Origin of the sequence: Rhodopseudomonas palustris (assembly GCF_003226555.1) — a bacterium.
Taxonomy (GTDB): domain Bacteria; phylum Pseudomonadota; class Alphaproteobacteria; order Rhizobiales; family Xanthobacteraceae; genus Rhodopseudomonas; species Rhodopseudomonas palustris_I.
In genome coordinates, this window is sequence record NZ_QKQS01000023.1 from 304,530 (window position 1) to 330,028 (window position 25,499).

Below are 25,499 nucleotides of genomic sequence, written 5' to 3' on the forward strand. Positions count from 1 at the left end.
CTCACTTCCTCTTCTGCAGTGCGCGCCACACTTTCTCGGGCGTCATCGGCAGATCGGTGATCCGAATCCCGTAGGTCGAGAACAGTGCGTTGGCGATGGCAGGAGCAACCGGCAAGATGGCGCCCTCGCCCATCCCCTTGGCGCCGCCCGGCCCCGGCCCGTCGCCGTTCTCGACCAGGATGGTGTCGAACACCGGCGGTACGTCGCAGATGCGCGGGATCGTGTAGTCGATCGGTGTCGCGTTGACGGGTTGGCCGTCTTCGAATTCGAGCTGCTCGAACAGCGCATGCCCGAAACCCATTGCGGCGGCGCCTTCATCCTGGCCTTCCGCGGCAACCCGGTTGATCACGCGCCCGACATCGGCCGCGCTGGCATAGCGCGGCACGTGAATTTCGCCGGTGTCCTCGTCGACGACGATTTCGACTTGGCCCGCAGACGTCTCCCAAAACAGCGGAGATTCGGCCAGAGCGCCGTTGTTCGAGCGAGGCGTGACGCCGCCGCGGCCGATCACCTCGCCGGAATCGACCCCCAAGGTGCGGTGGAAGATCTGGTGAAACGTCAGGACTTCCGAACCCGTCGAAACGCCGCCTTCGACCAGCGAGAGACTGTCTTTGCGACACTCCCAGACGTCGGCCACCATGTCGAAGATCTGATCGGCAGCGTCGAGCGCTGCCCGTTCGACAGAGAGACCGACGACGACGGTCGATCGGCTCGCCCCCGTCCCCCAATCATACGGGGCCACATCCGTGTCCGTGCGCAGGGTCGTGACGGCGGACAACGGCTGCTTCAATGTCCGCGCCGCGACCCTGGCCATGGCAGCGTGCGCGCCTTGCCCGACTTCGATACTCGAGACGGAGACGGACACCGAACCATCAACCTTGAGGCGGACAATCGCATTGGCGATCGGCGTATTCGCCGGATCCGTCGCCGCGACCGCCAGACCACGCGTACTCCGGTTTGATCCTTCGGCCGTGAAGATCACCGACTGAGTTACGCAGCCCATCAGTTCGCGCATGTCGACGTCGAGCGGGCGCAGGTCGGGTCGGGTGCGCTGGCCGCGGCCCGCCAGATTGATCAGCCGAAATTCGGCCGGATCCATGCCGATGGCGGCGGCGACGTTGTCCATGTGAGTCTCTTTCGCCCACACGGCTTGCGGACCACCGATCGACCGGAAGGCAGCGCCGGGCACGGTGTTGGTGTAGACCGCCAATGCTTCGAGGCGCAGGTTCGGAATCGCATAGGGACCAATGATCCGGTTAGCCGATTTGGTTGCCACCGCCGACCCTGTGTCGGAGTAAGCCCCGCCATCGAGCAGCAGCTTCGCGCTGCTGGCGACAATGCGCCCTTGCCCATCCACCGCGGTTCGGATGGTGATCTCGGCGCCGAGACGTCGGCAGGTGAGCATTGAGTCGGAGATCGACTGAGCGACGCGAACCGGTCGCTGCACTTTCCATGACGCGGCCGCAACCAGCGGTTCGATTTTCACCGACGCTTTGCCGCCGAATCCACCGCCGACGAAGGGCACCACCACGCGGACTTTCGCCAGCTGCAAGCCAAACAGTCGGGACAACACCTTCTGGACGGCAGTCGGCGTTTGCGCCCCCGACCAGACGGTCAGCGCATCGCCCTTGAAGTCGGCGATGACCGTATGAGGCTCCAGCGCGAAGTGCGATATCGCGGGGAAAGTGAAACGGTCTTCGTGCACATAGGCCGCAGCAGCCTCGGCGGCATCGACGTCGCCGACGTTGTTGCGATAGGTGTGAAAGACGTTGCTATCCGCCGTCGGCCTCGCACCACCTTTGAAGTAGAAGTCTTCGAGATTTTCATGACGCTCGTGGATGAGCGGCGCTCCGTCCACCAACGCGTCGCGGATCGTCGCGGCTCGCGGCAGCTCGGCATAGTCCACGTCCACCAGTTCGGCGGCGTTCTCGGCAATCTCGATGGTTTCGGCGATCACGAGCGCAACAGGCTCGCCGACATATCGAACGCGATCGATCGCGATGATCGGCCGATCCTTCAGGACCACGCCCCAGCGGCCAAACGACGCAACGTCGGCGCCGATCAGCACGTCCACGACCCCCTCCATCAGAAGGGCCGCCGACGTGTCGATCGAAACGATCCGCGCGTGGACGGCAGGGGAGCGGACAACGAAGCCGTGCAGCAAGCCAGGCACCATCAGATCGGTAATGTATTCGGCCCGGCCGGTAACCTTTTCGACGAGGTCGGGCCGGACGGAGGTCATGTTGTCTATGGTGCTCGACATTTCGCCTGCCTGGACTGGCTTCCCGCGCGTCCCGCCCGATCGCCGCTGGAAGCCACCCGAGTGCTACGCGATTTAGCACTTGTATGCAAGCGTTACGCTGGCGCACGATCGTCATTTTCTTGTGCAGAAGCCCGGCGCGACTGGGAACCAGGCTTGCGTCTGGAGATGTCAAGCCGCATCAACTTGGACCGATACATATTGACCACGCACTGCGCCGATGGCTGATTGACCGGCCACCTGGTCGACGCGACGCAATCGAATCGGCCGGATCAGACGCCCGCTCTGCAGGATGTGGAAATCGTGTGGCCGAGGCAGTCAGCGCCAACCGGCCATCGAACCCGAAAGGACGCCAGCCTTGCAAAAGCCAAAGGCCCGCTCCCTCGATAAGGCGAAACAAGACGTCGACGCGTATGCGCTCGACGACGCACCGGGCTTTCTTCTTCGCGTCGCGCTCCGCACACATACGGCGATCTTCACCGCAAAGATGATCGAGGGTCTGACCGGGCCGCAATTCTCGACGCTCGCGAAGCTCAGGGAGGTCGGTCCGTGCTCGCAAAATCATCTGGGGCGACTGATCCACTATGACTCCGCCACGATCACGGGCGTGATCACGCGGCTGAAATCGCGCGGATTTATCAAGAGCTACCCGGATCCACTGGATCCGCGCCGACGAGAAATCGACCTGACCGACAAAGGCAGACGGGTCGCCGATGCGGCAATCGCCACGATCGACGACATCTCAAGCGAGACGTTCGCTCCCCTGACTCAGCAAGAGTATCGAACTTTAACTCAAATTCTGAAGAAAATTATTCACCGCTGAGCCTGACGGGCGGCTCCACGCCGAAATCTGCACCGGCGTGAACCGGTTAGCTTTTCATGGCATCGACCTTGGTATCGGCCTTCAACGCCTCTGTTGGCGCAAAGCGTCCTTCGTCAGGGTCAGGCCGCCAACTGCTCACCAATACAGACGCTCTTGCCAGACGCGCTCGATCTCAGCGTTGTTCTACTTGAAAGGCAGTTCGGCGAGTTTGGGAACGGAGGTGCGCTCGGGGCGTGCGAGCAGTCCCTCACTTCTCACCATCGTTAACTCCTGGTCTTCGAAACTCCTTTTTCGTTTCGAACCGAGCAGGCTACTTCGCGATCGGCTCCAGCCCACACCAATCTGCGATGAAGAGCGCCATGGTCGAAGTGACGCGCTTGAGGGAGGAGAGGCTGACCCGTTCGTCGAAGCCATGTATGTTTTCCGAATACGGCCCGTAGCAGAGCGCGGGAATCTTGTCATACAGAGCATACACCCGAGTATCGAGGTAGCCGGCAGTCATGAAGCTCTCGAGCGACTTGCCGGTCGCAGAGAGGTGAGCATCGGCGAGAACGGTCTCGGCTTCCGACCCCGGCTCGAGCACGTAGCCTTCGGTATGGAATCCGTTGAACGTGACCGTCGGCGGGATGTTCGACAGGAATTTGTCGGACCGCGCGAACTTCAGAATCCTCTCCTGAATCTCGCGCGAAGCATCCTCTGCGTTCCAGCCGGGATAGATCGAAATGCGACAGTCGATTCGACACCAGGCGGGAACGGACGAAGCCCAATCCCCGCCTTCGATCTTGCCGATGTTCAGATTGATCGGATGATCCTCATCCTCGAAGTGAGCACGACCCTTTTTCTTCTCGTTCCATTCTGCTTCGAGGTTGCGCAGTTCGCCGACGACGCGGTACGCGGCGTCGATTGCGTTGGCGCCGGTCCCCATCTCGCGAACGTGGACGGGAAGGCCGCGGACTTCGACCTGAAACCACACCACGCCGACGTTGGCACGGACCAGCTTCTCGTCCTCCGGTTCGGGAATCAGAACGGCATCCGCCTTGTATCCACGCAGATGCGTCATGAGGGCGCCGTTGCCGGTCGATTCTTCCTCCACGACGGACTGGACGTAGATGGTCGCGGCCGGCTGGTAGCCGATCCTGCGCAGTGCGTCCAACGCATACAGGTTCGCCGCATGACCGGCCTTCATGTCGGCACCGCCGCGTCCGTAGAGCCAGTCGCCCTCGACGACCGGATCGTATGGGGGATGGGTCCAAAGCCCGGACGGTCCCTCGGGGACGACGTCGACATGCGCCTGCAGGATAAGCGAGCGGCCAGACTCGGCCCGCGGGCGATGGATACCGACGACGATCGGCGCACGCGAATGCTCTTCCGAGAACGGCGAGCCTCCCGGATGCCGCTCGATGGCTTCCTGGTCCATGTCGTACCGCTCCATTGCGTAGCCGCGGCTGCGCAGTTCGCGAAATACGCGATCTTGGATGACATGTTCGTCGCCTCGTACCGAGCGTAGACGGATCAGGTCCTGGGTGTAGCCGACCTGATCGACGAAACCCTGCTCGACGGACGCGATGATCCGATCACGAAGATTCTTCTCTAGTGGCATATGCGATTTCCCTTTTGACAATCGGCCGGTTCGCGTGCCCCGGGGCACGGTCGACGCGAGCTGCTTCCGCGGCAAGGGCTCGCGGCCAATGTAGCCGTCACCTGCACATCCGGCTGATCAAGGAGCTGTAGATGTTGAAGGCATCCTCGATCTGCTGGACGTAGCAGAACTCGTCCGTCTGATGGCACTGAGCGGCTTCGCCGGGCCCTATAACTACCGTTGCGACGTTATTGAACCCTGGAACGAGTGCCGATGCGTCCGTGAAATAAGGCGCCCCGGTAGGCTTGGGGCGCTCGCGCAATCGGGATTCGAGGACCGCCATCAGCGGCTGAATGCTGGGATCCTCCGGATCCGTCGCGAATCCCTTGAAGTCCGTGACCACCTCGATCGTCGCTTCGTCTCCGCAGACGCGTTGAATGTCAGCAACCAGATTCGAGTGGTCGTGAACCGGGATGGTACGAAAATCTACGGTGAAGCCAGCCGAGTCCGGAACCGAATTGATATTCTGGCCGCCAAATACGGTGGTCACCGAACTCGTGGTGTTGCCCAGAAGCGGATGCGATTCGATCGGAAACTTGTGTACCTCGATGCATCGTATCCATTCGGTGATCTTGTAAATCGCGTTTTCGCCCAATTCTGGCATGGACGAGTGCGCGGTCTTGCCTTTGGCGCTAATGCGGAGCCGTACCGAGCCTTTGTGGGCGATAATCGGCAGGTTCGAGCTCGGCTCCGCCACAATCAACAGTTCGGCCGGCCCGAGGACGCCCTTCCTTGCGAGGTGGAATGCGCCTTCGCATCCAGTCTCTTCGCCGGCAGTGATCACGAGGGTGATGCCGCGCTTGAGCGGTAGCTTGCTATCGGTCTGGGCGACTGTCGCGGCTACAAATGCCGCGACGCCTGCCTTCATGTCGCTCGCTCCGCGCCCGAAGAGCTTCCCGTCCCGTATCTCCGCGTCGAACGGCGGCACAGTCCATGGCTTCTCCCCCAACGGCACAACATCCACGTGGCCGGTGAAGGCCAAGGGACTGACATTGGCTGCACCCCGTAATCGCGCGACTATCGAGGGGCGGCCGGGAGCGAACTCGTGTTGCTCCACCTCCAGTCCCGCTTTCATCAGCAAATCAGCCAGAAAATCGACACAAGCCTTTTCCTCGCCCGGTGGATTAAGCGAACGGAACCGGATGAGCTGTCTTGCAAGGTCGACGCTGCGCAAACTCATGATGAACTCCAGCACGTCCTGGCTTGGTCAGTCCGGATACCCGAAGAACTGCCGCGAACTCGGGCTGTGAAAACGAACATGATCATCGATTGAGGAAAGTCTTGTGTCAACAATTGACGCAATGTGTCATAGAATGACACATTGCGTACGATGAAATTGGAAATGCGCCGCAGCCATGGCTAAGACACAGGCACGAGCCAGACCGATCCGTGCGAAGACGATAAATCCGAAGCCGGGCGTGCCGATCGTACGAGCGCTTGATCGGGGAATAGCGCTTTTGAGGGCGTTCGACAGGGCCAAGCCTCGTCAAACGCTTACGGAACTCGCGAACAGCGCGGGGCTCGACAAGGGCACAGCGCGACGCCTTCTTCACACGCTCGAGCGCGCAGGTCTGATAGATCACGACGAGCTGAGCGGGCTGTATTCGCTCGACGTCGGCGTGCTCGAACTGGCATCATCGGTCGAGACCGGTCGCGAACTTCGCGAAATAGCGGCTCCGTACATGAGCGAACTCACGGAGCGGACCGGCACCACCGCGTATCTTTGGGTTTATCACGAAGGCACGGCCCTTTGCGTGGAGCGCGTCCGAGCATCCATTCAAAATGTTCAAGCCGCATGGTTTACGGTCGGATCGCGCACGACCCTGAATTGCGGAGCTGGACCGCGTACGCTATTGGGCTTCATCACGCCGGAGCAGCTCAAGTTCGCGCTTTCTCTTGAGCTCCCGAAGAAAACCCCGGTCAGCCAGACCAATCCGAAACTGTTGGCGCGCGAAGCCTCTGCGATCCGAGAGCGAGGATGGGAACTTGCCATCGACGATTTCGTCGTCGGTCTTGCCGCATTGGGCATGCCAATCTACGACCGTCAGGAAAGGCTCGTTGGAAGCGTCAGCATCACGACGCTGACCGCGCAGTTGGTCAAAGAAGGCAAGCCTCGTCACCTGGATTTGCTCAAGAAGACCGCCGACGAGATCGGATTTAGGGTCCTCCGAGACTAGGCCTCCGAGCTGATTTCCGATTGTTTGGAGCTTGTCATATCGTGTGCTCGGCCTCGCGAATCCGTGCTCCGAAACCACGATCAGAAAATGCAATTGCTAGGTGATAGCTTGTTGATTTTTCTGCCGATTCGTTAAATCGGATGCAGGCTGGCGGAGAGAGTGGGATTCGAACCCACGGTACGGTTTCCCGCACACACGCGTTCCAGGCGTGCGCCTTCAACCACTCGGCCACCTCTCCGGTGCCCTCTCATGACCGCGTCGGGCGGATTTGGCAAGGGATTGAGCTGCCCGGCTGGGGAAATTCAGCCGGGATTGCGCCTTTCGGCCAACGCCGGGGGGCCGAATGGCCGCCGCGCGCCGTGGTCGGGCGGCTCTGGGCGCACACCCGCCCACAGCGCCTTACTGCAGCACGGCTCCCCCCGCAGCCTGCGGCGGCCGGCGTGACCAGCCGCCGGTCAGCCTGATCGCCGCTGGCTGGGGCGCAGGCGCGAGAGTGATCGGGCCGGCGCTGCGATTGCCGGCATGGGCCTGCTCCAGTGCCTCGAGGAAATCGGCAAACCAGCTCTGAATGCTGTTGGCCCGGAGCTTGGCCATCATCGCCTCCCAGCGCAGCCGGCGCTCGGTCAGCGGCATTGCCAGCGCGGCGGCGATCACCCGGGCCATGCCGTCGATGTCGTGCGGATTGACCTGCAAGGCGGTGTCGAGCTCGTTCGCGGCGCCAGCGAATTTCGACAGCACCAGCACCCCCGGATCGACCGGATTCTGCGCCGCGACATATTCCTTCGCCACGAGGTTCATGCCGTCCTGCAGCGGCGTCACCAGCCCAACATGCGCCGACCGGTACAGCCCGGCCAGCACGCTCTGACGATAGCCCTTGTTGAGATAACGGATCGGGGTCCAATCGACCTCGCCGAGCCGGCCGTTGACGTCGCTGACCAGCTTGGCGAGATCGCTCTGCAGATTGCCATAGGCCTCGATGGTGCCGCGGGACGGCGTCGCGATCTGCAACAGCGACACCGCCCGCAGGAGCGCAGGCCGGTCGGACAACATCTTGTCGAACGCCTTGACACGGTTCACTAGCCCCTTCGAGTAGTCGAGGCGATCGACGCCGATTACCAGCTTCTCGCCATTGAGACTCTTGCGGAGGCGAGAGACTTCGGGGTGGGTCATCGCCTTCTGTGCTTGTTGGGCGAATGCGCCGGCGTCGATGCTGATCGCGAACACCTCGCAGCGGGTCGAGCCGTGCGCCGTCGAGACCACCCCGTCGCTGACCTTCAGGCCGAGTTCGGACGCGACGTAGCCGAGGAAATTACCGCGATCCTCGTCGGTCTGGAATCCGATCAGGTCGTAGGCCAGCATCGCCTCGATCAGTTCGCGATGATGCGGCACGCAGCCGATCGTGGCGCGCGAAGGCCACGGCGTATGCAGGAAGAATCCGATCGGATGATCGACCCCGAGCTGGCGGAGCTCCGCGCCGAGCGCAAGAAAGTGATAGTCCTGAATCCAGAACGCCGCGTCGGGCTTGCGGAACCGCAGCAATGCCCTCGCCATGAACGCGTTGACTTCGCGATACGAGCGATAATCATCGTGAGACACCCGGATCAGATCCGGACGGGAGTGCAGCGCCGGCCACAGTGCCGAATTGGCGAAGCCTTCGTAGTACCCGCCGTAATGCGCCGCGGGCAAATCCAGCATCGCGAGCGCGCCGGTGCCGAGCTGTTCGATCTCGGCGAAAGGTTCACGATGAACACCGTCCCGCACCCGCCCGCTCGACCCGACCCATATCGCTCCGGATTTCTCCACCACAGGCAGTAGCGCTGCCGCTAATCCGCCCGTCATCGGCTCGTTACCCGACGCGCGGGCAACTCGGTTCGAAACCACGATCAGGTTCACGTCTCCCTCCGGCTCCCCATTGTCTGGTGCGTCTGCATGACGCTGCGGAGATTAACATCCATTCATCGGAATCGTTCCACGGCGACGCCGGAACTTTTCGAATTCCTGCGCGTTCTGTCGAGTTTTTCGTTCGGAACCGTACGAAATACCCAACTACGCAGTCGTCAGCAGTCTTGCGAGCCAATCGCGAACATCGCTCGGCTGATCGAAGCGGCCGGACGTCAGGTCGCTGTCGCGTCCGACCGAGAACGAGACGCCGCCGAGTTCCGGTATGATCGCGAATACGGTCTCGTCAGTGACGTCGTCGCCAATGAACACCGGACGGCGGCCCTTGAACGGTTCGTGCTTCATCAGTTCGAGGACGCCGGTCGCTTTTGTGAAACCCGCATGCTTGATCTCGCACACCGATTTGCCGGGAAGCACTTCCAACGGCGCGTCCGGATTTTCGGCGCGAATCGCCGCAACTGATTCGTAGATCGCCTTCTCTGTGTGCGGTGCCAGACGGTAATGCAGCGCCAGCGAATAGCCTTTGTCTTCGAGCAGAATGCCAGGGCTGATGCGGGCGATCGCTGCCAGTCGGCTCTTGAGGTCCGGATCGAGCGGCGGTGCATGGGTGGCAACCGCTTCGCCATCGCCCGACAGTCGCATCTCGGCGCCGTGCCCGCCGACCGCAGGCAATCGCATCGGCGCAAAAATCAGATCGACATCGTTGATCGAACGGCCGCTCACCAGCGCGAGCGCACCGGAGGTTCTGACCAGAAGCTTTCTCAGGGTTTGTTCCAGTTCCGGCGGCACCCACACTTCGCGCGGCGTCGGCGCCATGTCCAGCAACGTACCATCGATGTCCAGTAGCAGCGCACATTGATCGAGCGACGGCACCAGCGCGCCGGGCATGGAAACCGGCTCCGAGGCAGCATGTAAAGGTTGAACGAGTTTCGTTGTCATCAATTGTCCTCTGTTGCGGCGAGCGGACGCGCCACCTGTTCGAGCGAGCGGCGCTCGGCCACGATACCATAACGCCAACCGATGACGGCTGCGGCCATCATCAACACAGATCCGAACAGATAGCCCGCGAACACGCTGTCACGCGACCCTGTATCGATCAGCACACCGAACAACGCCGGGCCTGCAACGCCGCCGATACCGGTGCCGATCGCGTAGAAGATCGCGATCGCCAGCGCCCGCACTTCGAGCGGAAAAGTCTCGCTGACGGTGAGATAGGCCGCGCTCGCAGCCGGCGAGGCGAAGAAGAAGATCACCATCCAGGCGATGGTCTGACTCTGCGCGCTGAGCGCACCGATCGAAAACAGATAGCCCGACAGCGCCAGCAGAATCGCGGACGCCGCATAGGTGAAGCCGATCATGGTGCGGCGGCCGAGCGTATCGAACAGCCGGCCGAGCAGCAGCGGTCCGAGGAAATTGCCGGCCGCGAACGGCAGGATGTACCAGCCGACATGGTTCGCAGGAATGCCGAAGAAGTCGGTCAGGATCAGCGCATAGGTGAAGAAGATCGCGTTGTAGAAGAACGCCTGCGCGGTCATCAGCGACAGCCCGACCAACGAGCGCTGCCGATAGGTCGAAAACAGCGTCCGCGCCACATCGAGCAGCGGCGTGTGGGTCCGCATCCGCAGTTTGATGGTCGGCAGTACGCGCGGCCGATCGGGCGCATGGCGAGCATTCCGCTCGATATCTGCGGCGATCGCTTCAGCGCGTTCGGGCTGGCCGTGGATCATCAACCAGCGCGGGCTTTCTGGAATCCACCAGCGCATCGCGAACACGATCAGTCCGAGGATCGCGCCGGTCAGATAGGCCAGACGCCAGCCGTACTCGGGATCGATCACCGACGGATCGAGCAACACGATCGCCCCAACCGCCCCGATCGCGGCGCCGATCCAGAAACTGCCGTTGATCACCAGATCGGTCCAGCCGCGATAGCGCGCCGGCACCAGTTCCTGAATGGTCGAGTTGATCGCGGTGTATTCGCCGCCGATTCCGGCGCCGGTGAGAAACCGGAACAGCGCGTAGCTGGCGACGCTCCACGACAGCGCCGTCGCGGCGGTCGCGACGAGGTACAGCGATAGCGTGATGAAGAACAGCTTCTTGCGCCCGATCCGGTCGGTCAGCCAACCGAACCCGAGCGCGCCGAGCACCGCACCGGCCAGATAAGCGCTGCTGGCCAGACCGACGTCGAGATTGGAGAAGTGCAGACTGGAACTGTCCTTCAGCGCACCAGCCAGCGCGCCGGCGAGCGTCACCTCCAGTCCATCCAGAATCCAGGTGATACCCAGCGCGCTGACGACGCGGGTGTGGAATCCACTCCACAGCAGGCCGTCGAGTCTGGCGGGAACGTCGGTTTCGATGACGCGGTCACCTACCGTACTCCCCATCCCACCTGACGGCGGCTTGGTGATCGCGGCACTGACGCTGTCGGCCATGTCCTCCCACTCCGGCTGCGGTATGCCACGCCAGCGCCGAACGTGGCGACCCCTCCGGCAACGGAGGGATCGATCTCGCCTACCAACAGGAGAAAGCTCGATCGGTTCCCTGGTTCGGGAACCTGCGGCAAGGTCCGATTCGCTCAAGCGGCGCGGATGTTCGCCATGAAGCGATCGAGCTCGGTACGCAGCCGCGCGCTCTCGGCCGAGAGGCTTCGCGCCGATTGTAGAACCTGGGCCGAGGCGGCGCCGGTTTCGGCCGCACCGCGATTGACTTCGGCGATATTGCCGGCGACCCGCTGCGTGCCCTGGGCGACGCCCTGCACGCTGCCGGCGATCTCCCGAGTGGCTGCATCCTGCTGCGTGACGGCGCCGGCGATCGACGCGGAGATCGTCGAGATCTCGGCGATCGTGCTGCCGATCCTCTGAATCGAGGTCACCGACTCTCGGGTGGCCTCCTGCATCTCCGACACCTGGGAGGAAATTTCGTCGGTGGCCTTTGCGGTCTGCGTCGCCAGCGACTTCACCTCGGCGGCAACCACCGCGAAGCCGCGCCCGGCTTCGCCGGCACGCGCGGCCTCGATGGTCGCGTTGAGCGCCAACAGATTGGTCTGCTCGGCGATCGTGGTGATGAGCTGCATCACCTCGCCGATCTGCTGCGCCGCCTGGGTCAGCTTGCCGATCCGGCCATCGGTCTCGCGGGCCTGCTCCACCGCGGCTTCGGCGATGTCACGCGACTGCCCGACCCGGCGTCCGATTTCGCCGACCGAGGCCGACAGCTCCTCGGTGGCGGAGGCCACCGCCTGCATTCCGGACGACGCCTGCTGGGAGTCGCCTGCGACCTGTCCCGACAGCGACTGAGTGGTCTCCGCGGTGCGGGTGAGCGTTGCGGCGGCGCTTTCGAGCTGCGCGGCAGCATCCGAAACGTGCCCCACGATCGCACCGACAGCGCTTTCGAACTCATTGGCAAAGCCGATCAGTTCGGCGCGGCGGGCCTGGCGGCCGGTTTCGGCCTCGCGCTCGCGCGCGATGGCGTCCTGTTCGGCCTTGCGCGCCGCCTGGACCTTGAACTCTTCGACCGCGGCAGCCATCTCGCCGATCTCGTCGCGGCGGCCGAGTCCCGGCAGCACCACATCGAAGTCGCCGCCGGCGAGCCGGCGCATCGCCGCGCACATCGCCTGCATCGGGCGCGAGATGCCGCGCCCAAGCAGCACCGCCAGCACCGCGCCGAGCAGGAAGCCTCCGATACCGAGCATCGCCACCATCCGCTCAGTGGCCGTGACGGTGGCGTCGGAATCGCGCTCGAGCCGCTGCTGATTGGCGAGCAGGTCGGCCTTGATGGCTTCGGAACTGCGTACGATCGCCGAGGCGGAGCCGACCATGGTGGCGACCTTGGCGTCGATCGCCTTGACGTTGTCGCTGAGCTTGACCAACGCCTGGCGGTACTCGCCCAGCATCGTGAAGATCTCCTTCACCGCTGCGGAGATCTCGGCATCGTCGGACTTGATGATGTTCAGCGAATTCTCGACGAATTTGAGCCGCGCCAACGCGCTGTCAGCGACCGGAATACTGGAATTGATCGCAAAAGTATTCACCAGCGCCATCGCGGCCGCGTACTGTTCCGAGGCGCGCTTGGAGCCAAGTTCTGCGTTGGAGTTTTCGCGGTCACTCGCCGAGCTCATCAGATCGTCGAACTTGTAGCGCAGGTTCAAGCCGCCGCGCGTCAGCCCGTTCTGAATCACCAGGGCGCTGTCGGTCTTCAGGGCGACGATGTCGGCAAACAGCTTGGTGAAGGTCGCGAATTCGTTCGACAGGCCGGTGAGGGCTTCGCGGTGCGCAGGCGTGGTCGCAGCCTGCAGCGACTGCTCGATGGCGTCCTTGAGCCGGGTTTCGGCCGCGCGCGCCACCTTGGCATCGTCCTCTTTGCCGGTAAGGACGTAATGTCGAGCCTGCGCCTCATAGCTGATCATCTCGCGGTCGATGTCACGCGCGAGGTCGGATTGGCGGACGCCGTCTCGATACGCGACCACGCCGTCCGAAACTCGTTCAAACCCGAGGTAGGCCAGCCCCATGCTGATCGCCGTGATGCCAAGCACCACCGCAAAGCCGAGCGTGACTTTGCCGCGAAAGCGCAGAGCCGGCAGCGCCGCGGATTTAGCCCGCGCTGTGGCGGCCGTCGTCATGTTCACTTGATGTACCCCGTCCAAGCACCAATCCCGGAACCGAACCGGGTACTCGAAAACTACGCGGCATTATCTAAAGCTGCGTAAATTGCGTAGTCCGGGATGACGGCTTCGACTTTAGTTCAGGACGCCAAGTACTCACTTGGTGATTTCCCGAGGACGCGCCGGAACATGGCCGAAAATGCACTCGGGCTGTCATAGCCGCAAGCGAGAGCCACGTTCAGGATCGACTGTCCTTCGGCCAACAGCGACAAGGCGTGCAACAGGCGCGCCTGCTGACGCCAGCGAAGGAAGCTCATGCCGGTTTCGCGCTGAAACAGCCGCATGAAGCTCGCCCGGCTCATATGCAGGGCGCGCGCGGCCTGCTCGAGCGGGACGGAAGCAGCTGGTTGGCCGCGGACCTTGTCGCAGAACCGAGCAAGCTGAGCATGCCCGGGCCTCGGCAGGCTGAGGGGCTCGATCGGACGTGTCGCCAGCTCCAGCAGCAGGAGCTGCGTAACGGCGCGGCTGAATTCGGTGCGATCTGGCGCGCCCGCGACCGCAACCAGCCGCAGGATCAGTTCGCGAAGCAAGGGTGTCACCTCGATTGCGGTGCAAACGTCCGGCAGCCCGTTCGCTTCCGTCGAATCGATCAACAGCGAACGGAACTGCACCGCAGCACGACTTTGCGTGTCGTGTTCGATACCGGCAGGCACCCACACGGCGCGGCTCGGCGGCACGACCCAGGTCCCATGGGCCGTGGTGACGGAGACGACGCCGGCGGTGGCGTAGATCAGTTGCGCCTGCGGATGGGAATGGCGGCGGCTGGCAAAGCGCGGCGCATCCTGGCTGACGACGGCAACATGATCGGTGACCGCCTGTGCCCGCATCGCCTCACCTGATCCTTTCGCGATGATGATTGATCTTTCCGCGCGAGATTATCACGGTGTCTCGGTTTAAGTAAGGGGACAGTCCCACAGAGGTCCGTGGATCCCCCGTGTTCTCGATCACCCAAATCGTCCCCAGCCCTGCCCGGCCGCTTTACGCGGTGCCGGCCGCTGGCGAGACCTGCGGTCCGAGCACCCGCGCCCTGCCGGCTCACCACGACCAGCTTCTGTCCGTTGCGCTTCGACTTACTGGCGGTCGCCGGGACTGACGGCAGCCTGGCGGCCGTATCCAGCCGTGCCCGCTTTGACCTTTCCTCCGCGCGCAACGGATATCGCTCATGTTGAAAAATCCCGAAACCAAATACCGCCCCTTTGTCACGCCGGTCGGCCTGCCGGACCGGCAATGGCCGTCCCGTCGTTTGACGTCAGCGCCGCGCTGGCTGTCCACCGACCTGCGCGATGGCAATCAGTCGCTGGCCAATCCCATGGGGGTCGAGCGCAAGCAGCGCTTCTACGACATGCTGATCGCGATCGGCTTCAAAGAGATCGAGGTGGCGTTTCCGTCGGCCTCGCAAACCGAATTCGATTTCGTCCGCAGCTTGATCACCGACGACCGAATTCCCGACGACGTCACGATCCAGGTGCTCACCCAGTCGCGGACCGACCTGATCGCCCGGACCTTCGAGTCGCTGGAGGGCGCGCAGCGCGCCATCGTGCATCTCTACAACGCGACGGCACCGCTGTTCCGGCGCGTGGTGTTCGGCATGGAGCGGCGTGACGTCATCGATCTGGCGATCACGGGCGTCACGGCGATGCTCGATGAGAGCCAGAAGCGCCCCAGCACCGATTGGACTTTCGAGTATTCGCCCGAAACCTTCTGCTTCACCGAGCCGGACTTTGCGTTGGAGATCTGCGAGCGCGTGCTCGACGTCTGGCAGCCGACCCCGGAACGACCCGCGATCCTGAACCTGCCGGCGACCGTCGAAGTCGCGATGCCGAACGTCTATGCCGACCAGATCGAGTGGTTCTGCCGTCATATCTCGCGGCGCGATTCCGTGGTCATCAGCCTGCATCCTCACAACGACCGCGGGACCGGGGTGGCGGCCACCGAGTTGGGCCTGCTGGCCGGCGCCGATCGGGTCGAAGGCTGCCTGTTCGGCAATGGTGAGCGCACCGGCAACGTCGATCTCGTGACCCTGGCGCTGAACCTCTACACCCAGGGGATCGATCCTGGGCTGTCGTTCCCGGCGCTGCGCGAGGTGGTGAGCACGGTCGAGCATTGCACCGAACTGCCGGTCCATCCGCGGCATCCCTACGCCGGCGAGCTGGTGCATACCGCCTTTTCCGGCTCGCATCAGGACGCCATCCGCAAGGGTTTTGCCGCGCACGCGCAGCGCAACGACGGTCAGTGGGAGATGCCGTATCTGCCGATCGACCCGGCGGACATCGGCGAGACCTACGAGGCCGTGATCCGCGTCAATTCGCAGTCCGGCAAAGGCGGCGTCGCCTGGGTGCTGGAGCAGGACAAGGGATTGAAGCTGCCGAAGCGGCTGCAGGCGGATTTCAGCAGGCACGTTCAAAGATTAGCCGATGATCTCGGCCGCGAGCTGAACAGCTCCGACATCTGGCAGTGCTTTGCGGGCTGCTACTTGCAGCGCCCGGCCGACCGCTTCGTGCTGATGGACTACCAGGAGACCGGCCCGATCGGTCAAAGGTTGTTCATTGGCCGGATCGCCATCGACGGCGAGGTCCGTTCGCTCTCCGGCCGCGGCAATGGCCTGATCTCCGGAGTCGTGGCGGCGCTCGAAGACGCGGGCGGTCCGGCGCTCGACGTTGCCGACTACCAGGAGCACGCGATCGGCTCCGGCGCCACAGCGCAGGCCGCCGCCTATGTCGAATGCCGCACGTCCGACGGTCGCACGGTGTTCGGCGCCGGGATCGATCCGGACGTCGCCACCGCTTCGGTCCGTGCGCTTTTGCACGCCGCCAACAACGCCTGATCATTAGCGGAAAACCAAAAGGAGTACCGGCTGAATCCCAGCCGGTGCTCTGCGCCGTTCCAAAGCATCGCTGCACCGCAACCTAAACCGCGTCGATCGGCCGCCGCTGCTTAAGTTCAGAGCAATTGTCCCTTCCAAGATGGATTCGACCGCGCGAATGACCGTGTAGTTGCTGCGGTCACCAAACCGTCATCAACGGTTGACGCTCGCGCCACTCCGAGCCGCGAAAATCCCAGTTGCAAAGTCCGGCTGCCGCGCTTCTAATTGGAACAATTAAAAATTCATCGGGAGGACTGACGCGTGTCCAAAGTCTCAATGACCGTCAACGGTAAGCTCGTGACGGCGGATGTCGAGGATCGAACGCTCCTCGTGCATTTGCTGCGCGATCACCTCGGCCTGACCGGAACCCATGTCGGCTGCGATACCAGCCAATGCGGCTGCTGCGTGGTGCATATCGACGGCCGTGCGGTGAAGTCGTGCACGACGCTGGTCGGCCAGGTCGACGGCGCCAACATCACCACCATCGAGGGCATCGCCAAGGGCGACGAGCTGCATCCGATGCAGGCGGCGTTTCGCGACAATCACGGTTTGCAGTGCGGCTACTGCACGCCGGGCATGATTATGTCGGCGATCGACATCGTGCACCGCTATGGCGGCAACCTCGACGAAGAGACCGTTCGCCACGAGCTCGAAGGCAACATCTGCCGGTGCACCGGCTATCATAACATCGTCAAGTCGGTGCTCGACGCCGCCTCCCGCATGAATGTGGCGCAGGCCGCCGAATAGGCCGCCTGCCCCGCCGTTTCGTCGCCGACCACACGTCTAAATGATGGCTGCTGAATGATGGCTGCGACCCGCGACGCTCCGAATCCGCGCGGCTGAAGCAGTCGAAGGGAGAGAATTGCACATGGGCATCGAGGGTATCGGCGCGCGCGTCGCGCGCAAGGAAGACCGCCGCTTCATCACCGGCCGCGGTCGCTATGTCGACGACATCAAGCTGCAGGGCATGACCTATGCGCATTTCGTGCGCAGCCCGCACGCGCACGCCAAGATCACCGGCATCGAACTCGACGCCGCCAAGGCGATGCTGGGCGTGATCGACGTACTCACCGGCCAGCAGATCGTCGACGACAAGGTCGGCAACCTGATCTGCGGCTGGGCGATCCATTCCAAGGACGGCTCGGCGATGAAGATGGGCGCCTGGCCGGCGATGGCGCCGGAGACGGTGCGCTTCGTCGGCCAGGCGGTCGCGGTGGTGATCGCCGAGAGCAAGAACCTCGCCCGCGACGCCGCCGAGGCCGTGGTGGTGCATTACGAGGAGCTGCCCGCGGTCGCCAACATCAAGGCGGCGATCGCCGATGGTGCAGCGCAGCTTCATCCCGAAGCGCCCGGCAACATCGTGTACGACTGGGAGATCGGCGACCAAAAGGCGACCGACGAAGCGTTCAGCAAAGCCGCCAACGTCGTCTCGATCGAACTCACCAACAACCGCTTGGTACCGAACGCGATGGAGCCGCGCGCGGCGGTCGCCGAGTACAATCCGGCCGAGGAGCACTTCACGCTCTACACCACCTCGCAGAACCCGCATGTCGCGCGTCTGGTGCTGTCGGCGTTCTACAACATCGCCCCCGAGCACAAGCTGCGGGTGGTGGCGCCCGATGTCGGCGGTGGCTTCGGCTCCAAAATCTTCATCTACCCGGAAGAGATGGTGGCGCTGTGGGCCTCCAAGAAGACCGGACGCCCGGTGAAGTGGACCGGTGACCGCAACGAAGCCTTTGTCACCGATGCGCACGGCCGCGATCATCTGTCGAAGGCCGAGATGGCATTCGACGCCGACAACAAGATGCTCGGCCTGCGGGTGAAGACCTACGCCAATTTCGGCGCCTACATGTCGCTGTTTTCGTCGTCGGTGCCGACCTATCTGTACGCGACGCTGCTGAGCGGCCAGTACAACATCCCGGCGATCTACACCGAGGTGGTGGGCGTCTACACCAACACCACGCCGGTCGACGCCTATCGTGGCGCCGGACGGCCCGAGGCCTGCTATCTGCTGGAGCGGCTGGTCGAGACCGCGGCGCGGCAGCTCAAGGTCGATCCGGCCGAACTGCGGCGCAAGAACTTCATCACCCAGTTCCCGCACCAGACCCCGGTGATCATGGCCTACGACACCGGCGACTTCAACGCCTCTCTCGACGCCGCATTGAAGGCGATCGACTATGCCGGCTTCGCAGGCCGCAAGGCCAAGGCCAAGAGCGAAGGCAAGCTGCGCGGAATCGGCCTGTCCTGCTACATCGAGGCCTGCGGCATCGCGCCCTCCAAGGCGGTCGGCTCGCTCGGCGCTGGCGTCGGCCTGTGGGAATCCGCCGAGGTCCGCGTCAACCCGGTCGGTACCATCGAGATCCTGACCGGCTCGCACAGCCACGGCCAGGGCCACGAGACCACGTTTGCCCAATTGGTCGCGGACCGGCTCGGCATCCCGATCAACCAGGTGTCGATCGTGCACGGCGACACCGACAAGGTCCAGTTCGGCATGGGGACCTACGGGTCGCGCTCGGCGGCGGTCGGCATGTCGGCGATCTTCAAGGCGATGGAGAAGGTCGAAGCCAAAGCCAAGAAGATCGCGGCGCATCAGCTCGAAGCATCCGAGAACGACATCGTCATCGAGAACGGCGAGTTCAAAGTCACCGGCACCGACAAGGCGATCGCGCTGCCGATGGTCGCGCTCGCCGCCTATACGGCGCACAACCTGCCCGACGGCATGGAGCCCGGCCTGAAGGAAAGCGCGTTCTACGATCCGACCAACTTCACCTTCCCGGCCGGCTCCTACATCTGCGAAGTCGAGGTCGATCCGGGCACCGGCAAGACCTCGTTCGTCAACTTCGTCGCGGTCGACGATTTCGGCCGGCTGATCAACCCGATGATCGTCGAGGGCCAGGTGCATGGCGGCCTGGTGCAGGGCATCGGCCAGGCGGTCCTGGAGCACGCGATCTACGACGCGGACGGCCAGCTCGTCACCGCCTCGTTCATGGACTACGCGATGCCGCGCGCCGACGACGTGCCGTCGTTCCAGATCTCGCACACCACGACGCTGTGTCCGGGCAATCCGCTCGGCGTCAAGGGCTGCGGCGAGGCCGGCGCGATCGGCGCTTCGGCAGCGGTGATCAACGCCATCACCGACGCGATCGGCAACAACCGGCTGGAAATGCCGGCGACGCCGGACCGGGTGTGGCACGCGATGCAACTGCAGCAAGCCGCCGAATGAGATCGTCATTGCGAGCACCCGGATCCGCGCGTCGCGCGGTCCGGGCACAGGCTCCGCGAAGCAATCCAGAGGCTTCGCTCCTCGCAATGACGGAGAGCTTGTTGGACAGACAAACAATCGATCTCTGATAGGAGATACTCATGTATTCCACCAACTATCACCGCGCCTCCTCGGTCGACGAAGCCGTGGCGCTGATCGCCAAGGGCAGCGACGCCAAATTCCTCGCCGGTGGCCACACCCTGCTCCCCGTGATGAAGCAGCGGCTCGCAGCGCCGGGCGATCTCGTCGACATCGCCAAGATCCCAGCGCTGATCGGGATCGAAGCCAGCGGCGACACCCTGACCATCAAGGCGGCGACCACCTACTACGACATCATGCACAATGCCGACGTGAAGCGCCTGATCCCGGCGATCGCGCATCTCACCTCGGTGCTGGGCGATCCGGCGGTGCGCTATCGTGGCACCATCGGCGGATCAGTCGCCACCAACGATCCGGCCGCCGACTATCCGGCCGCGATCCTGGCGCTGAACGCCACGGTGAAGACCAACAAGCGCGAGATCCCGGCCGACCAGTTCTTCAAGGGGCTGTTCATGACGGCGCTGGAAGACAACGAGATGATCACCGCGATCTCGTTCCCGGTGCCGGAGAAAGCCGGCTACGCCAAGATGCGCAACCCGGCGTCGCGCTTTGCGCTCACCGGCGTGTTTGTCGCCAAGCTGAAGAGCGGCGAAATCCGCGCCGCCGCCACCGGCGCGTCGCAGGACGGCGTGATGCGGGTGCCGGTGATCGAACAGGCGCTGCAGGCGAACTGGTCGGCGTCGGCCCTGGACGGCGTCAAGGTGTCCGACGAAGGACTGATCGAGGATATCCACGGCACTTCGGACTATCGCGCGAACCTGATCAAGGTGATGGCGCAGCGCGCGGTGCAGGCTGCCGGCTGAATAATTCCATTTCACGGCAAGCGGCGCGCGATCTCGCGCGCCGCTTTGTTTTGTGCGGTGCCGCAGCATGGCGGCATGCGGCGCTGGGACGAAAAGTCACTTGCCCCGGGCACGCCGGGCATGATGATTGACACCGACAACAACCGCTCCGCGCCGCGCGCGGACAACAACAATGGACACCCAAGGTGCAAGACACAGCGACCGCCTCCCCCAAGCCGACCACGAAAGCCAACGCCAGCGGCCCGCTCGCCGGCACCCGCATCGTCGAATTCGCCGGCATCGGCCCCGGCCCGTTCGGCTCGATGCTGCTCGCCGACATGGGCGCCGAGGTGATCACGCTGGTGCGTGCCGGGCAGAAGCCGCAGGGTGCCGCTGCGCGCGGCCGCACCGTGGTCACCGTCGACTTGAAGGACAAGGCCTCGGTCGCCGACGTGCTGAAGCTGCTGGATAGCGCCGACGCGCTGGTCGAAGGCTATCGCCCGGGCGTGATGGAGCGTCTCGGCCTCGGGCCGGACGTGGTGATGGCGCGCAATCCGAAGCTGGTGTACGCGCGGATGACCGGCTGGGGCCAGACCGGTCCGCTGGCGCAGGCCGCCGGCCACGACATCAACTACATCTCGATCACCGGCGCGCTCGCCGCGATCGGCCCGGCCGACAATCCGGTGCCGCCGCTCAACCTGGTCGGCGATTTCGGCGGCGGCTCGCTGTATCTGGTGGTCGGCATCCTCGCGGCATTGCTCGAAGCCTCGAAGTCCGGCAAGGGCCAGGTGGTGGACGCCGCGATGTGCGACGGCGCCGCCTCGCTGATCACGATGTTCTTCGACATGACCGCGGCCGGCCGCTGGAAGGAAAGTCGCGAGAGCAACATGCTCGACGGCGGTGCGCATTTCTACGGCACCTACGCATGCGCCGACGGCCAATTCATCTCGATCGGCTCGATCGAACCGCAATTCTACGCGCTGCTGCGCCAGATCGCCGGGCTGACCGACGCCGATTACGACGCCCAGATGGACCAAAAGCGGTGGCCGGCGCTGAAGCAGAAGCTCGCCGCGGTGTTCAAGACCAAGAGCCGCGACGAATGGTGCAAGCTGATGGAAGGCACCGACGTCTGCTTCGCACCCGTCCTGACGATGTCGGAAGCCACCAAGCATCCGCACATGGTGGCGCGTGAGGTGTTCATCAATCACGAGGGCCACACCCAGCCGGCCCCGGCGCCGCGTTTCTCCCGCACGCCGTCGTCCGCGCGACCGCCGGTAGAAGCCGACATCGCCGGCGTGGTGAAGGCCTGGGGCGGGAAGTAACAAGTCGTCACGTCATTCCGGGGCGCTCGCGCAGCGAGCGAACCCGGAATCCAGCAGTTCAGAGCACCTCGGAATTCCGGGTTCGCGAGCTACGCTCGCGCCCCGGAATGACGGCGCGGGTGGCTGTTATTCAGCCGCCAGCACCGTGCCCTCGACTTCACCGAAGCCGACGCGGTAGCCGTCGCCCTGGCACCACCCGCGCATCACCAGGCTGTCGCCGTCTTCGAGGAAGCTGCGGCTCTCGCCGCCGGGCAATTGCAGAGGCTCCGTCCCGTTCCAGCTCAATTCCAGCAGACTGCCGAGCTGATCTTTCTCCGGGCCCGACACCGTGCCGGAGCCGAGCAGGTCGCCGACGCTCATCGCGCAGCCACTGGAGGCATGGTGGACGAGCTGCTGTACCGACGACCAGTACATGTATTTGAAATTGGTGGCGCTGATCCGCGCCGGCTGCTGCATCGCCGGCGTGCGTAAGCCGACTTCCAGCGCCATGTCGTAATTGTTGGCGCCCTTCTGCTGCAGATACGGCAGCGGCGCCGGGTCCTGCACCGGCCCGACCACGCGAAACGGTTCCAGCGCCTCGCGGGTGACGACCCACGGGCTGATCGATGTCGCAAACGCTTTGGCCTGGAACGGTCCGAGCGGTACGTACTCCCATTGCTGGATATCGCGTGCGCTCCAGTCGTTGAGCAGGGTGAAACCGAAGATCATCTCTTCGGCCTGCGCCTCCGTCAGCATCGACCCCATCACCGAGGACTGCCCGACCACCACGCCGATCTCGAGTTCGAAATCCAGCCGCTTGCAAGGTCCGAAGCTCGGCAGCTCGGCCGACGGCGGCTTGAGCTGGCCGCGGGGGCGGTGAATCGCCGTGCCGCTGACCACGACGGTCGAAGCACGACCGTTGTAGCCGATCGGGATATGCAGCCAGTTTGGCAGCAACGGATTGGTCTTGTCGCGGAACATGGTGCCGACATTGGTGGCGTGTTCCTTCGACGAATAGAAATCGGTGAAGCCCTCGACACGAAGCGGCAGATGCAGCTTCACCTGGTGCATCGGCAGCAGCGCCTTGGCGCGCAACTCCGCATTGTCGCGCAGCTCGGGATTGTCGTGCCGCAGCAGCGCACTGATCCGCGCCCGCGTGCTGCGCCAGACGTTCGGCCCGAGTGCCATGAAGGCGTTGATCGAGCCTTGCGCGAACACACCCTCCGGCATGTCGAGTAGCTTCGCCGCCTGCAGCGCGGCGAGGTCGAGCACGAACTCGCCGATCGCAACACCAACCCGCGGCGATGGATCATGCGACGTTGAGAAAACGCCGTAAGGGAGGTTCTGGATCGGGAAATCGGACTCCGGCTTGACGTCGATAAAGGAGCGGAGGCGGGGATCGTTGGGATGCATGAAGGGTCCTGGGAGGTTGAACGGCTCGGTCGGATCACGGGGCCTCTTCACCCTCCCCTGGAGGGGGAGGGTGGGCACGCAGCCCGCGCAGCGGGTTGCGTGACGGGGTGAGGTGAGAAGCGGGCGCGGCGGATGAACTCTTCGCCACCCCACCCCGCTCGCTGACGCGAGCGACCCTCCCCTTCCAGGGGAGGGTGGGCCGCGCTGCGGCCACAAACGTTCATCTGCGAACGCCCCGGCGCACGCGGACAAAGGTCGAGGAGGCTCGGACGAAAGACGAGCCCATCATGCTCACTCCGCGTCCGGCTGCCGGCCCGGCTCGGCAGCCACGAAGGCGTCGAGCTTCATCGCTTCGGCTTCGATCTGGCGGATGCGTTCGAACGGGGCGAGGTCGGCGTCGAAGCGGCGGGCGTTGAACACCTGCGGCACGATGCAGATGTCCGCGAGCGTCGGCCGGTTGCCATAGGCGAACGGCCCCGGCGTCTGCGCCAGCCGCGACTCGATCGCTGCGAAGCCCTGTTCGATCCATTGCTTCGACCAGATCGCCCGATCGGTCTCATCGACGCCGAGTTCGCTGAGCCGCTTCAGAATCCGCAGGTTCCCGATCGGATGGATGTCGCAGGCGACCGCATAGGCGATCTCGCGGACGATGGCGCGGGCCCTCGGATCTTTCGGCAGCAGCGGCGGCTCGGGATGGGTCTCGTCGAGATATTCGATGATCGCCAGCGACTGGCCGAGATTGAATTCGCCCTCGCTCCAATACGGCACCAGGCCGGCCGGATTGATCCAGCGGAACGCCTCGAGATTCTGCTCACCGTCGCGCAGATGCACGTAGCGCTGCGCCACGATGATGTTCTTCAGGTTGAGCGCGATTCTGACCCGATAGGCCGCGGAAGAGCGGAAATAGCCGTACAGCACCGCGGCGTCGTGATCCTGAGTCTTGGTCATGGCCGGTTCGGATCGAAGCGCTTTTCGAGGCCGTTCCAGCAATCGGCGTAGTCGTCCTGCAATAGACCGGAGCTCGCGGCATATTCGGTGACCCGCTGCGGATAGCGGGTCTCGAACATGAAAGCCATCGTGCCGGTAAGCTTGACCGGCTTCAGTTCGCTATTGCTGGCATGATCGAACGCCTCGCGATCAGGCCCGTGCGGCAGCATCATGTTGTGCAGCGATGCGCCGCCGGGCACGAAGCCCTGCGGCTTGGCGTCGTACACGCCGTAGATCAGCCCCATGAACTCCGACATGATGTTCATGTGATACCATGGCGGCCTGAACGTGTTCTCGGCCACCATCCAGCGCTCGGGGAAGATCACGAAGTCGATATTGGCGGTGCCGGCGGTTTCCGACGGCGAGGTCAGCACCGTGAAAATCGATGGATCGGGATGATCGAAGCCGATCGCGCCGACCGGCGAATAGGTGCGCAGGTCGTACTTATACGGCGCGTAGTTGCCGTGCCAGGCGACGACGTCGATCGGCGAATGCGCAAGCTGCGTCACGTACAGCGCGCCGCCCCATTTCACATACAGTTCGGTCGGCGTGTCCTTGTCCTCGTAGGCCGCGACCGGGGTGAGAAAGTCGCGCGAATTGGCGAGGCAATTGGCGCCGATCGGGCCGCGCTCCGGCAGCGTGAACGCGCCGCCGTAGTTTTCGCACAGATAGCCGCGCGCCGGGCCGTCGACCAGCTCGACCCGGAACTTGGCGCCGCGCGGGATCACGGCGATCTCGGCCGGCTCGATGCTGATGATTCCGAATTCAGTGACGAGGCGCAGGCTACCCTGCTGCGGCACGAACATCATCTCGCCGTCGGCATTGTAGAAGTGCTGATCGACCATCGAGTGGGTGATCAGATAAAGATGCGTCGCCATCCCGGCCTGGGTATTGACGTCGCCCGCCGTGGTCATGGTGCGCACGCCCTGCAGGAAGGTCAGCTTGTCCTGCGGCATCGGCGGCGGATCCCAGCGCAACTGCGCGATCGGCAAATCGTGCTCGAAGCACGGCGCCGAGCGCCACAGCCCCATCTCGGCTTTGGCGAAGCGGCCGGAGTGTTTCACCGAGGGACGAATCCGATACAGCCACGATCGCTCGTTGGCGCCGCGCGGCGCGGTGAAGGGCGAGCCGGACAATTGCTCGGCGTAGAGACCGTAGGCGGCACGCTGCGGCGAGTTGCGCCCCACCGGCAGCGCGCCGGGCAGTGCCTCGGTTTCGAACGAATTGCCGAAGCCAGACATGTAGCCGGGCGTAATGCCTTGCGATGAGCTGCCGATGATCTGCGGCGCGGCATTGATGTTCATGGTCGTCCTCCGATCGGTTGGCGAGGGCGCGGCCGA

Annotated in this window: 18 protein-coding genes and 1 tRNA gene; 7 read left to right on the forward strand and 12 right to left on the reverse strand. The window is 63.8% G+C overall.

All coding sequences use genetic code 11. The annotated features are described in order from the left end of the window. Nucleotide 1 precedes the first annotated feature (1 nt). Entirely contained in the window at nt 2-2,263 is a 2,262-nt protein-coding gene (locus DNX69_RS14010) for a xanthine dehydrogenase family protein molybdopterin-binding subunit (RefSeq protein WP_234826978.1), read from the reverse strand. 355 nt (nt 2,264-2,618) lie between these two features. Here DNX69_RS14010 and DNX69_RS14015 point away from each other — a divergent pair, with 355 nt between their 5' ends. Further along, on the forward strand, nt 2,619-3,083 hold the full coding sequence (locus DNX69_RS14015) for a MarR family winged helix-turn-helix transcriptional regulator (RefSeq protein WP_234826979.1): 465 nt from the start codon (nt 2,619-2,621) through the stop codon (nt 3,081-3,083). A gap of 310 nt (nt 3,084-3,393) precedes the next feature. On the opposite strand, the gene DNX69_RS14020 is transcribed toward DNX69_RS14015, so the two are convergent. Beyond that, the gene (locus tag DNX69_RS14020; protein ID WP_110786580.1) at nt 3,394-4,683 is read right to left on the reverse strand and encodes an ArgE/DapE family deacylase; all 1,290 of its coding nucleotides are present in this window, start codon (nt 4,681-4,683) and stop codon (nt 3,394-3,396) included. Nucleotides 4,684-4,780: 97 nt separating this feature from the next. Beyond that, nucleotides 4,781-5,902 (reverse strand): M20 family metallopeptidase, encoded by a 1,122-nt coding sequence (locus DNX69_RS14025; protein WP_133256016.1) that lies wholly within the window; start codon nt 5,900-5,902, stop codon nt 4,781-4,783. A 175-nt stretch (nt 5,903-6,077) separates the two neighbouring features. Here DNX69_RS14025 and DNX69_RS14030 point away from each other — a divergent pair, with 175 nt between their 5' ends. Continuing rightward, the gene (locus tag DNX69_RS14030) at nt 6,078-6,899 is read left to right on the forward strand and encodes an IclR family transcriptional regulator (RefSeq protein ID WP_110786582.1); all 822 of its coding nucleotides are present in this window, start codon (nt 6,078-6,080) and stop codon (nt 6,897-6,899) included. Nucleotides 6,900-7,047: 148 nt separating this feature from the next. Here DNX69_RS14030 and DNX69_RS14035 read toward each other — a convergent pair. The 6 genes from DNX69_RS14035 to DNX69_RS14060 form a co-directional block, all read right to left on the reverse strand. Further along, nucleotides 7,048-7,137 (reverse strand) — tRNA-Ser (locus tag DNX69_RS14035). A gap of 161 nt (nt 7,138-7,298) precedes the next feature. Then, the gene (otsA, locus tag DNX69_RS14040) at nt 7,299-8,792 is read right to left on the reverse strand and encodes an alpha,alpha-trehalose-phosphate synthase (UDP-forming) (RefSeq protein WP_110786583.1); all 1,494 of its coding nucleotides are present in this window, start codon (nt 8,790-8,792) and stop codon (nt 7,299-7,301) included. A gap of 153 nt (nt 8,793-8,945) precedes the next feature. Further along, nucleotides 8,946-9,737 (reverse strand): trehalose-phosphatase, encoded by a 792-nt coding sequence (gene otsB / locus DNX69_RS14045; protein ID WP_110786584.1) that lies wholly within the window; start codon nt 9,735-9,737, stop codon nt 8,946-8,948. Then, entirely contained in the window at nt 9,737-11,227 is a 1,491-nt protein-coding gene (locus DNX69_RS14050; protein WP_110786585.1) for an MFS transporter, read from the reverse strand. The genes otsB and DNX69_RS14050 overlap by 1 nt, the downstream gene beginning before the upstream one ends. A 143-nt stretch (nt 11,228-11,370) precedes the next feature. Continuing rightward, nucleotides 11,371-13,410, reverse strand: a complete 2,040-nt coding sequence (locus DNX69_RS14055; RefSeq protein ID WP_234826980.1) for a methyl-accepting chemotaxis protein — start codon at nt 13,408-13,410, stop codon at nt 11,371-11,373. Nucleotides 13,411-13,532: 122 nt separating this feature from the next. Further along, on the reverse strand, nt 13,533-14,279 hold the full coding sequence (locus DNX69_RS14060; protein ID WP_110786587.1) for an AraC family transcriptional regulator: 747 nt from the start codon (nt 14,277-14,279) through the stop codon (nt 13,533-13,535). Between the two features lie 335 nt (nt 14,280-14,614). On the opposite strand from DNX69_RS14060, the gene leuA reads away from it, so the two are divergent. From leuA to DNX69_RS14085, 5 genes are all read left to right on the forward strand, one after another. After that, complete coding sequence (gene leuA, locus DNX69_RS14065) at nt 14,615-16,276, forward strand: 2-isopropylmalate synthase (RefSeq protein ID WP_110786588.1); 1,662 nt, start codon at nt 14,615-14,617, stop codon at nt 16,274-16,276. Between the two features lie 300 nt (nt 16,277-16,576). Further along, nucleotides 16,577-17,062, forward strand: coding sequence for a (2Fe-2S)-binding protein (locus DNX69_RS14070; RefSeq protein ID WP_110786589.1), 486 nt, complete (start codon nt 16,577-16,579; stop codon nt 17,060-17,062). 121 nt (nt 17,063-17,183) lie between these two features. After that, nucleotides 17,184-19,538, forward strand: coding sequence for a xanthine dehydrogenase family protein molybdopterin-binding subunit (locus DNX69_RS14075; protein ID WP_110786590.1), 2,355 nt, complete (start codon nt 17,184-17,186; stop codon nt 19,536-19,538). A 140-nt stretch (nt 19,539-19,678) separates the two neighbouring features. Further along, nucleotides 19,679-20,479 (forward strand): FAD binding domain-containing protein, encoded by an 801-nt coding sequence (locus DNX69_RS14080; protein ID WP_110786591.1) that lies wholly within the window; start codon nt 19,679-19,681, stop codon nt 20,477-20,479. Nucleotides 20,480-20,664: 185 nt separating this feature from the next. Then, nucleotides 20,665-21,780, forward strand: a complete 1,116-nt coding sequence (locus DNX69_RS14085; protein WP_110786592.1) for a CaiB/BaiF CoA transferase family protein — start codon at nt 20,665-20,667, stop codon at nt 21,778-21,780. A 126-nt stretch (nt 21,781-21,906) separates the two neighbouring features. Here the strand turns inward: DNX69_RS14085 and fahA are convergent, their stop codons facing one another. The 3 genes from fahA to hmgA form a co-directional block, all read right to left on the reverse strand. Then, nucleotides 21,907-23,172, reverse strand: coding sequence for a fumarylacetoacetase (gene fahA, locus DNX69_RS14090; protein WP_110786593.1), 1,266 nt, complete (start codon nt 23,170-23,172; stop codon nt 21,907-21,909). 291 nt (nt 23,173-23,463) lie between these two features. Further along, nucleotides 23,464-24,120 (reverse strand): maleylacetoacetate isomerase, encoded by a 657-nt coding sequence (maiA, locus tag DNX69_RS14095; protein ID WP_110786594.1) that lies wholly within the window; start codon nt 24,118-24,120, stop codon nt 23,464-23,466. Further along, the gene (hmgA, locus tag DNX69_RS14100; RefSeq protein WP_110786595.1) at nt 24,117-25,463 is read right to left on the reverse strand and encodes a homogentisate 1,2-dioxygenase; all 1,347 of its coding nucleotides are present in this window, start codon (nt 25,461-25,463) and stop codon (nt 24,117-24,119) included. The genes maiA and hmgA overlap by 4 nt, the downstream gene beginning before the upstream one ends. Between the last annotated feature and the right edge of the window lie 36 nt (nt 25,464-25,499).

Excerpts from the sequence above, each read along its gene's own strand:
- leuA (WP_110786588.1), top strand. The coding sequence starts at position 14,615 with ATGTTGAAAAATCCCGAAACCAAATACCGCCCCTTTGTCACGCCGGTC.
- hmgA (WP_110786595.1), bottom strand. The coding sequence starts at position 25,463 with ATGAACATCAATGCCGCGCCGCAGATCATCGGCAGCTCATCGCAAGGC.
- maiA (WP_110786594.1), bottom strand. The coding sequence starts at position 24,120 with ATGACCAAGACTCAGGATCACGACGCCGCGGTGCTGTACGGCTATTTC.
- DNX69_RS14080 (WP_110786591.1), top strand. The coding sequence starts at position 19,679 with ATGTATTCCACCAACTATCACCGCGCCTCCTCGGTCGACGAAGCCGTG.
- DNX69_RS14075 (WP_110786590.1), top strand. The coding sequence starts at position 17,184 with ATGGGCATCGAGGGTATCGGCGCGCGCGTCGCGCGCAAGGAAGACCGC.
- DNX69_RS14025 (WP_133256016.1), bottom strand. The coding sequence starts at position 5,902 with ATGAGTTTGCGCAGCGTCGACCTTGCAAGACAGCTCATCCGGTTCCGT.
- otsB (WP_110786584.1), bottom strand. The coding sequence starts at position 9,737 with ATGACAACGAAACTCGTTCAACCTTTACATGCTGCCTCGGAGCCGGTT.
- DNX69_RS14050 (WP_110786585.1), bottom strand. The coding sequence starts at position 11,227 with ATGGCCGACAGCGTCAGTGCCGCGATCACCAAGCCGCCGTCAGGTGGG.
- DNX69_RS14055 (WP_234826980.1), bottom strand. The coding sequence starts at position 13,410 with ATGACGACGGCCGCCACAGCGCGGGCTAAATCCGCGGCGCTGCCGGCT.
- fahA (WP_110786593.1), bottom strand. The coding sequence starts at position 23,172 with ATGCATCCCAACGATCCCCGCCTCCGCTCCTTTATCGACGTCAAGCCG.
- DNX69_RS14010 (WP_234826978.1), bottom strand. The coding sequence starts at position 2,263 with ATGTCGAGCACCATAGACAACATGACCTCCGTCCGGCCCGACCTCGTC.
- DNX69_RS14030 (WP_110786582.1), top strand. The coding sequence starts at position 6,078 with ATGGCTAAGACACAGGCACGAGCCAGACCGATCCGTGCGAAGACGATA.
- DNX69_RS14060 (WP_110786587.1), bottom strand. The coding sequence starts at position 14,279 with ATGCGGGCACAGGCGGTCACCGATCATGTTGCCGTCGTCAGCCAGGAT.
- DNX69_RS14020 (WP_110786580.1), bottom strand. The coding sequence starts at position 4,683 with ATGCCACTAGAGAAGAATCTTCGTGATCGGATCATCGCGTCCGTCGAG.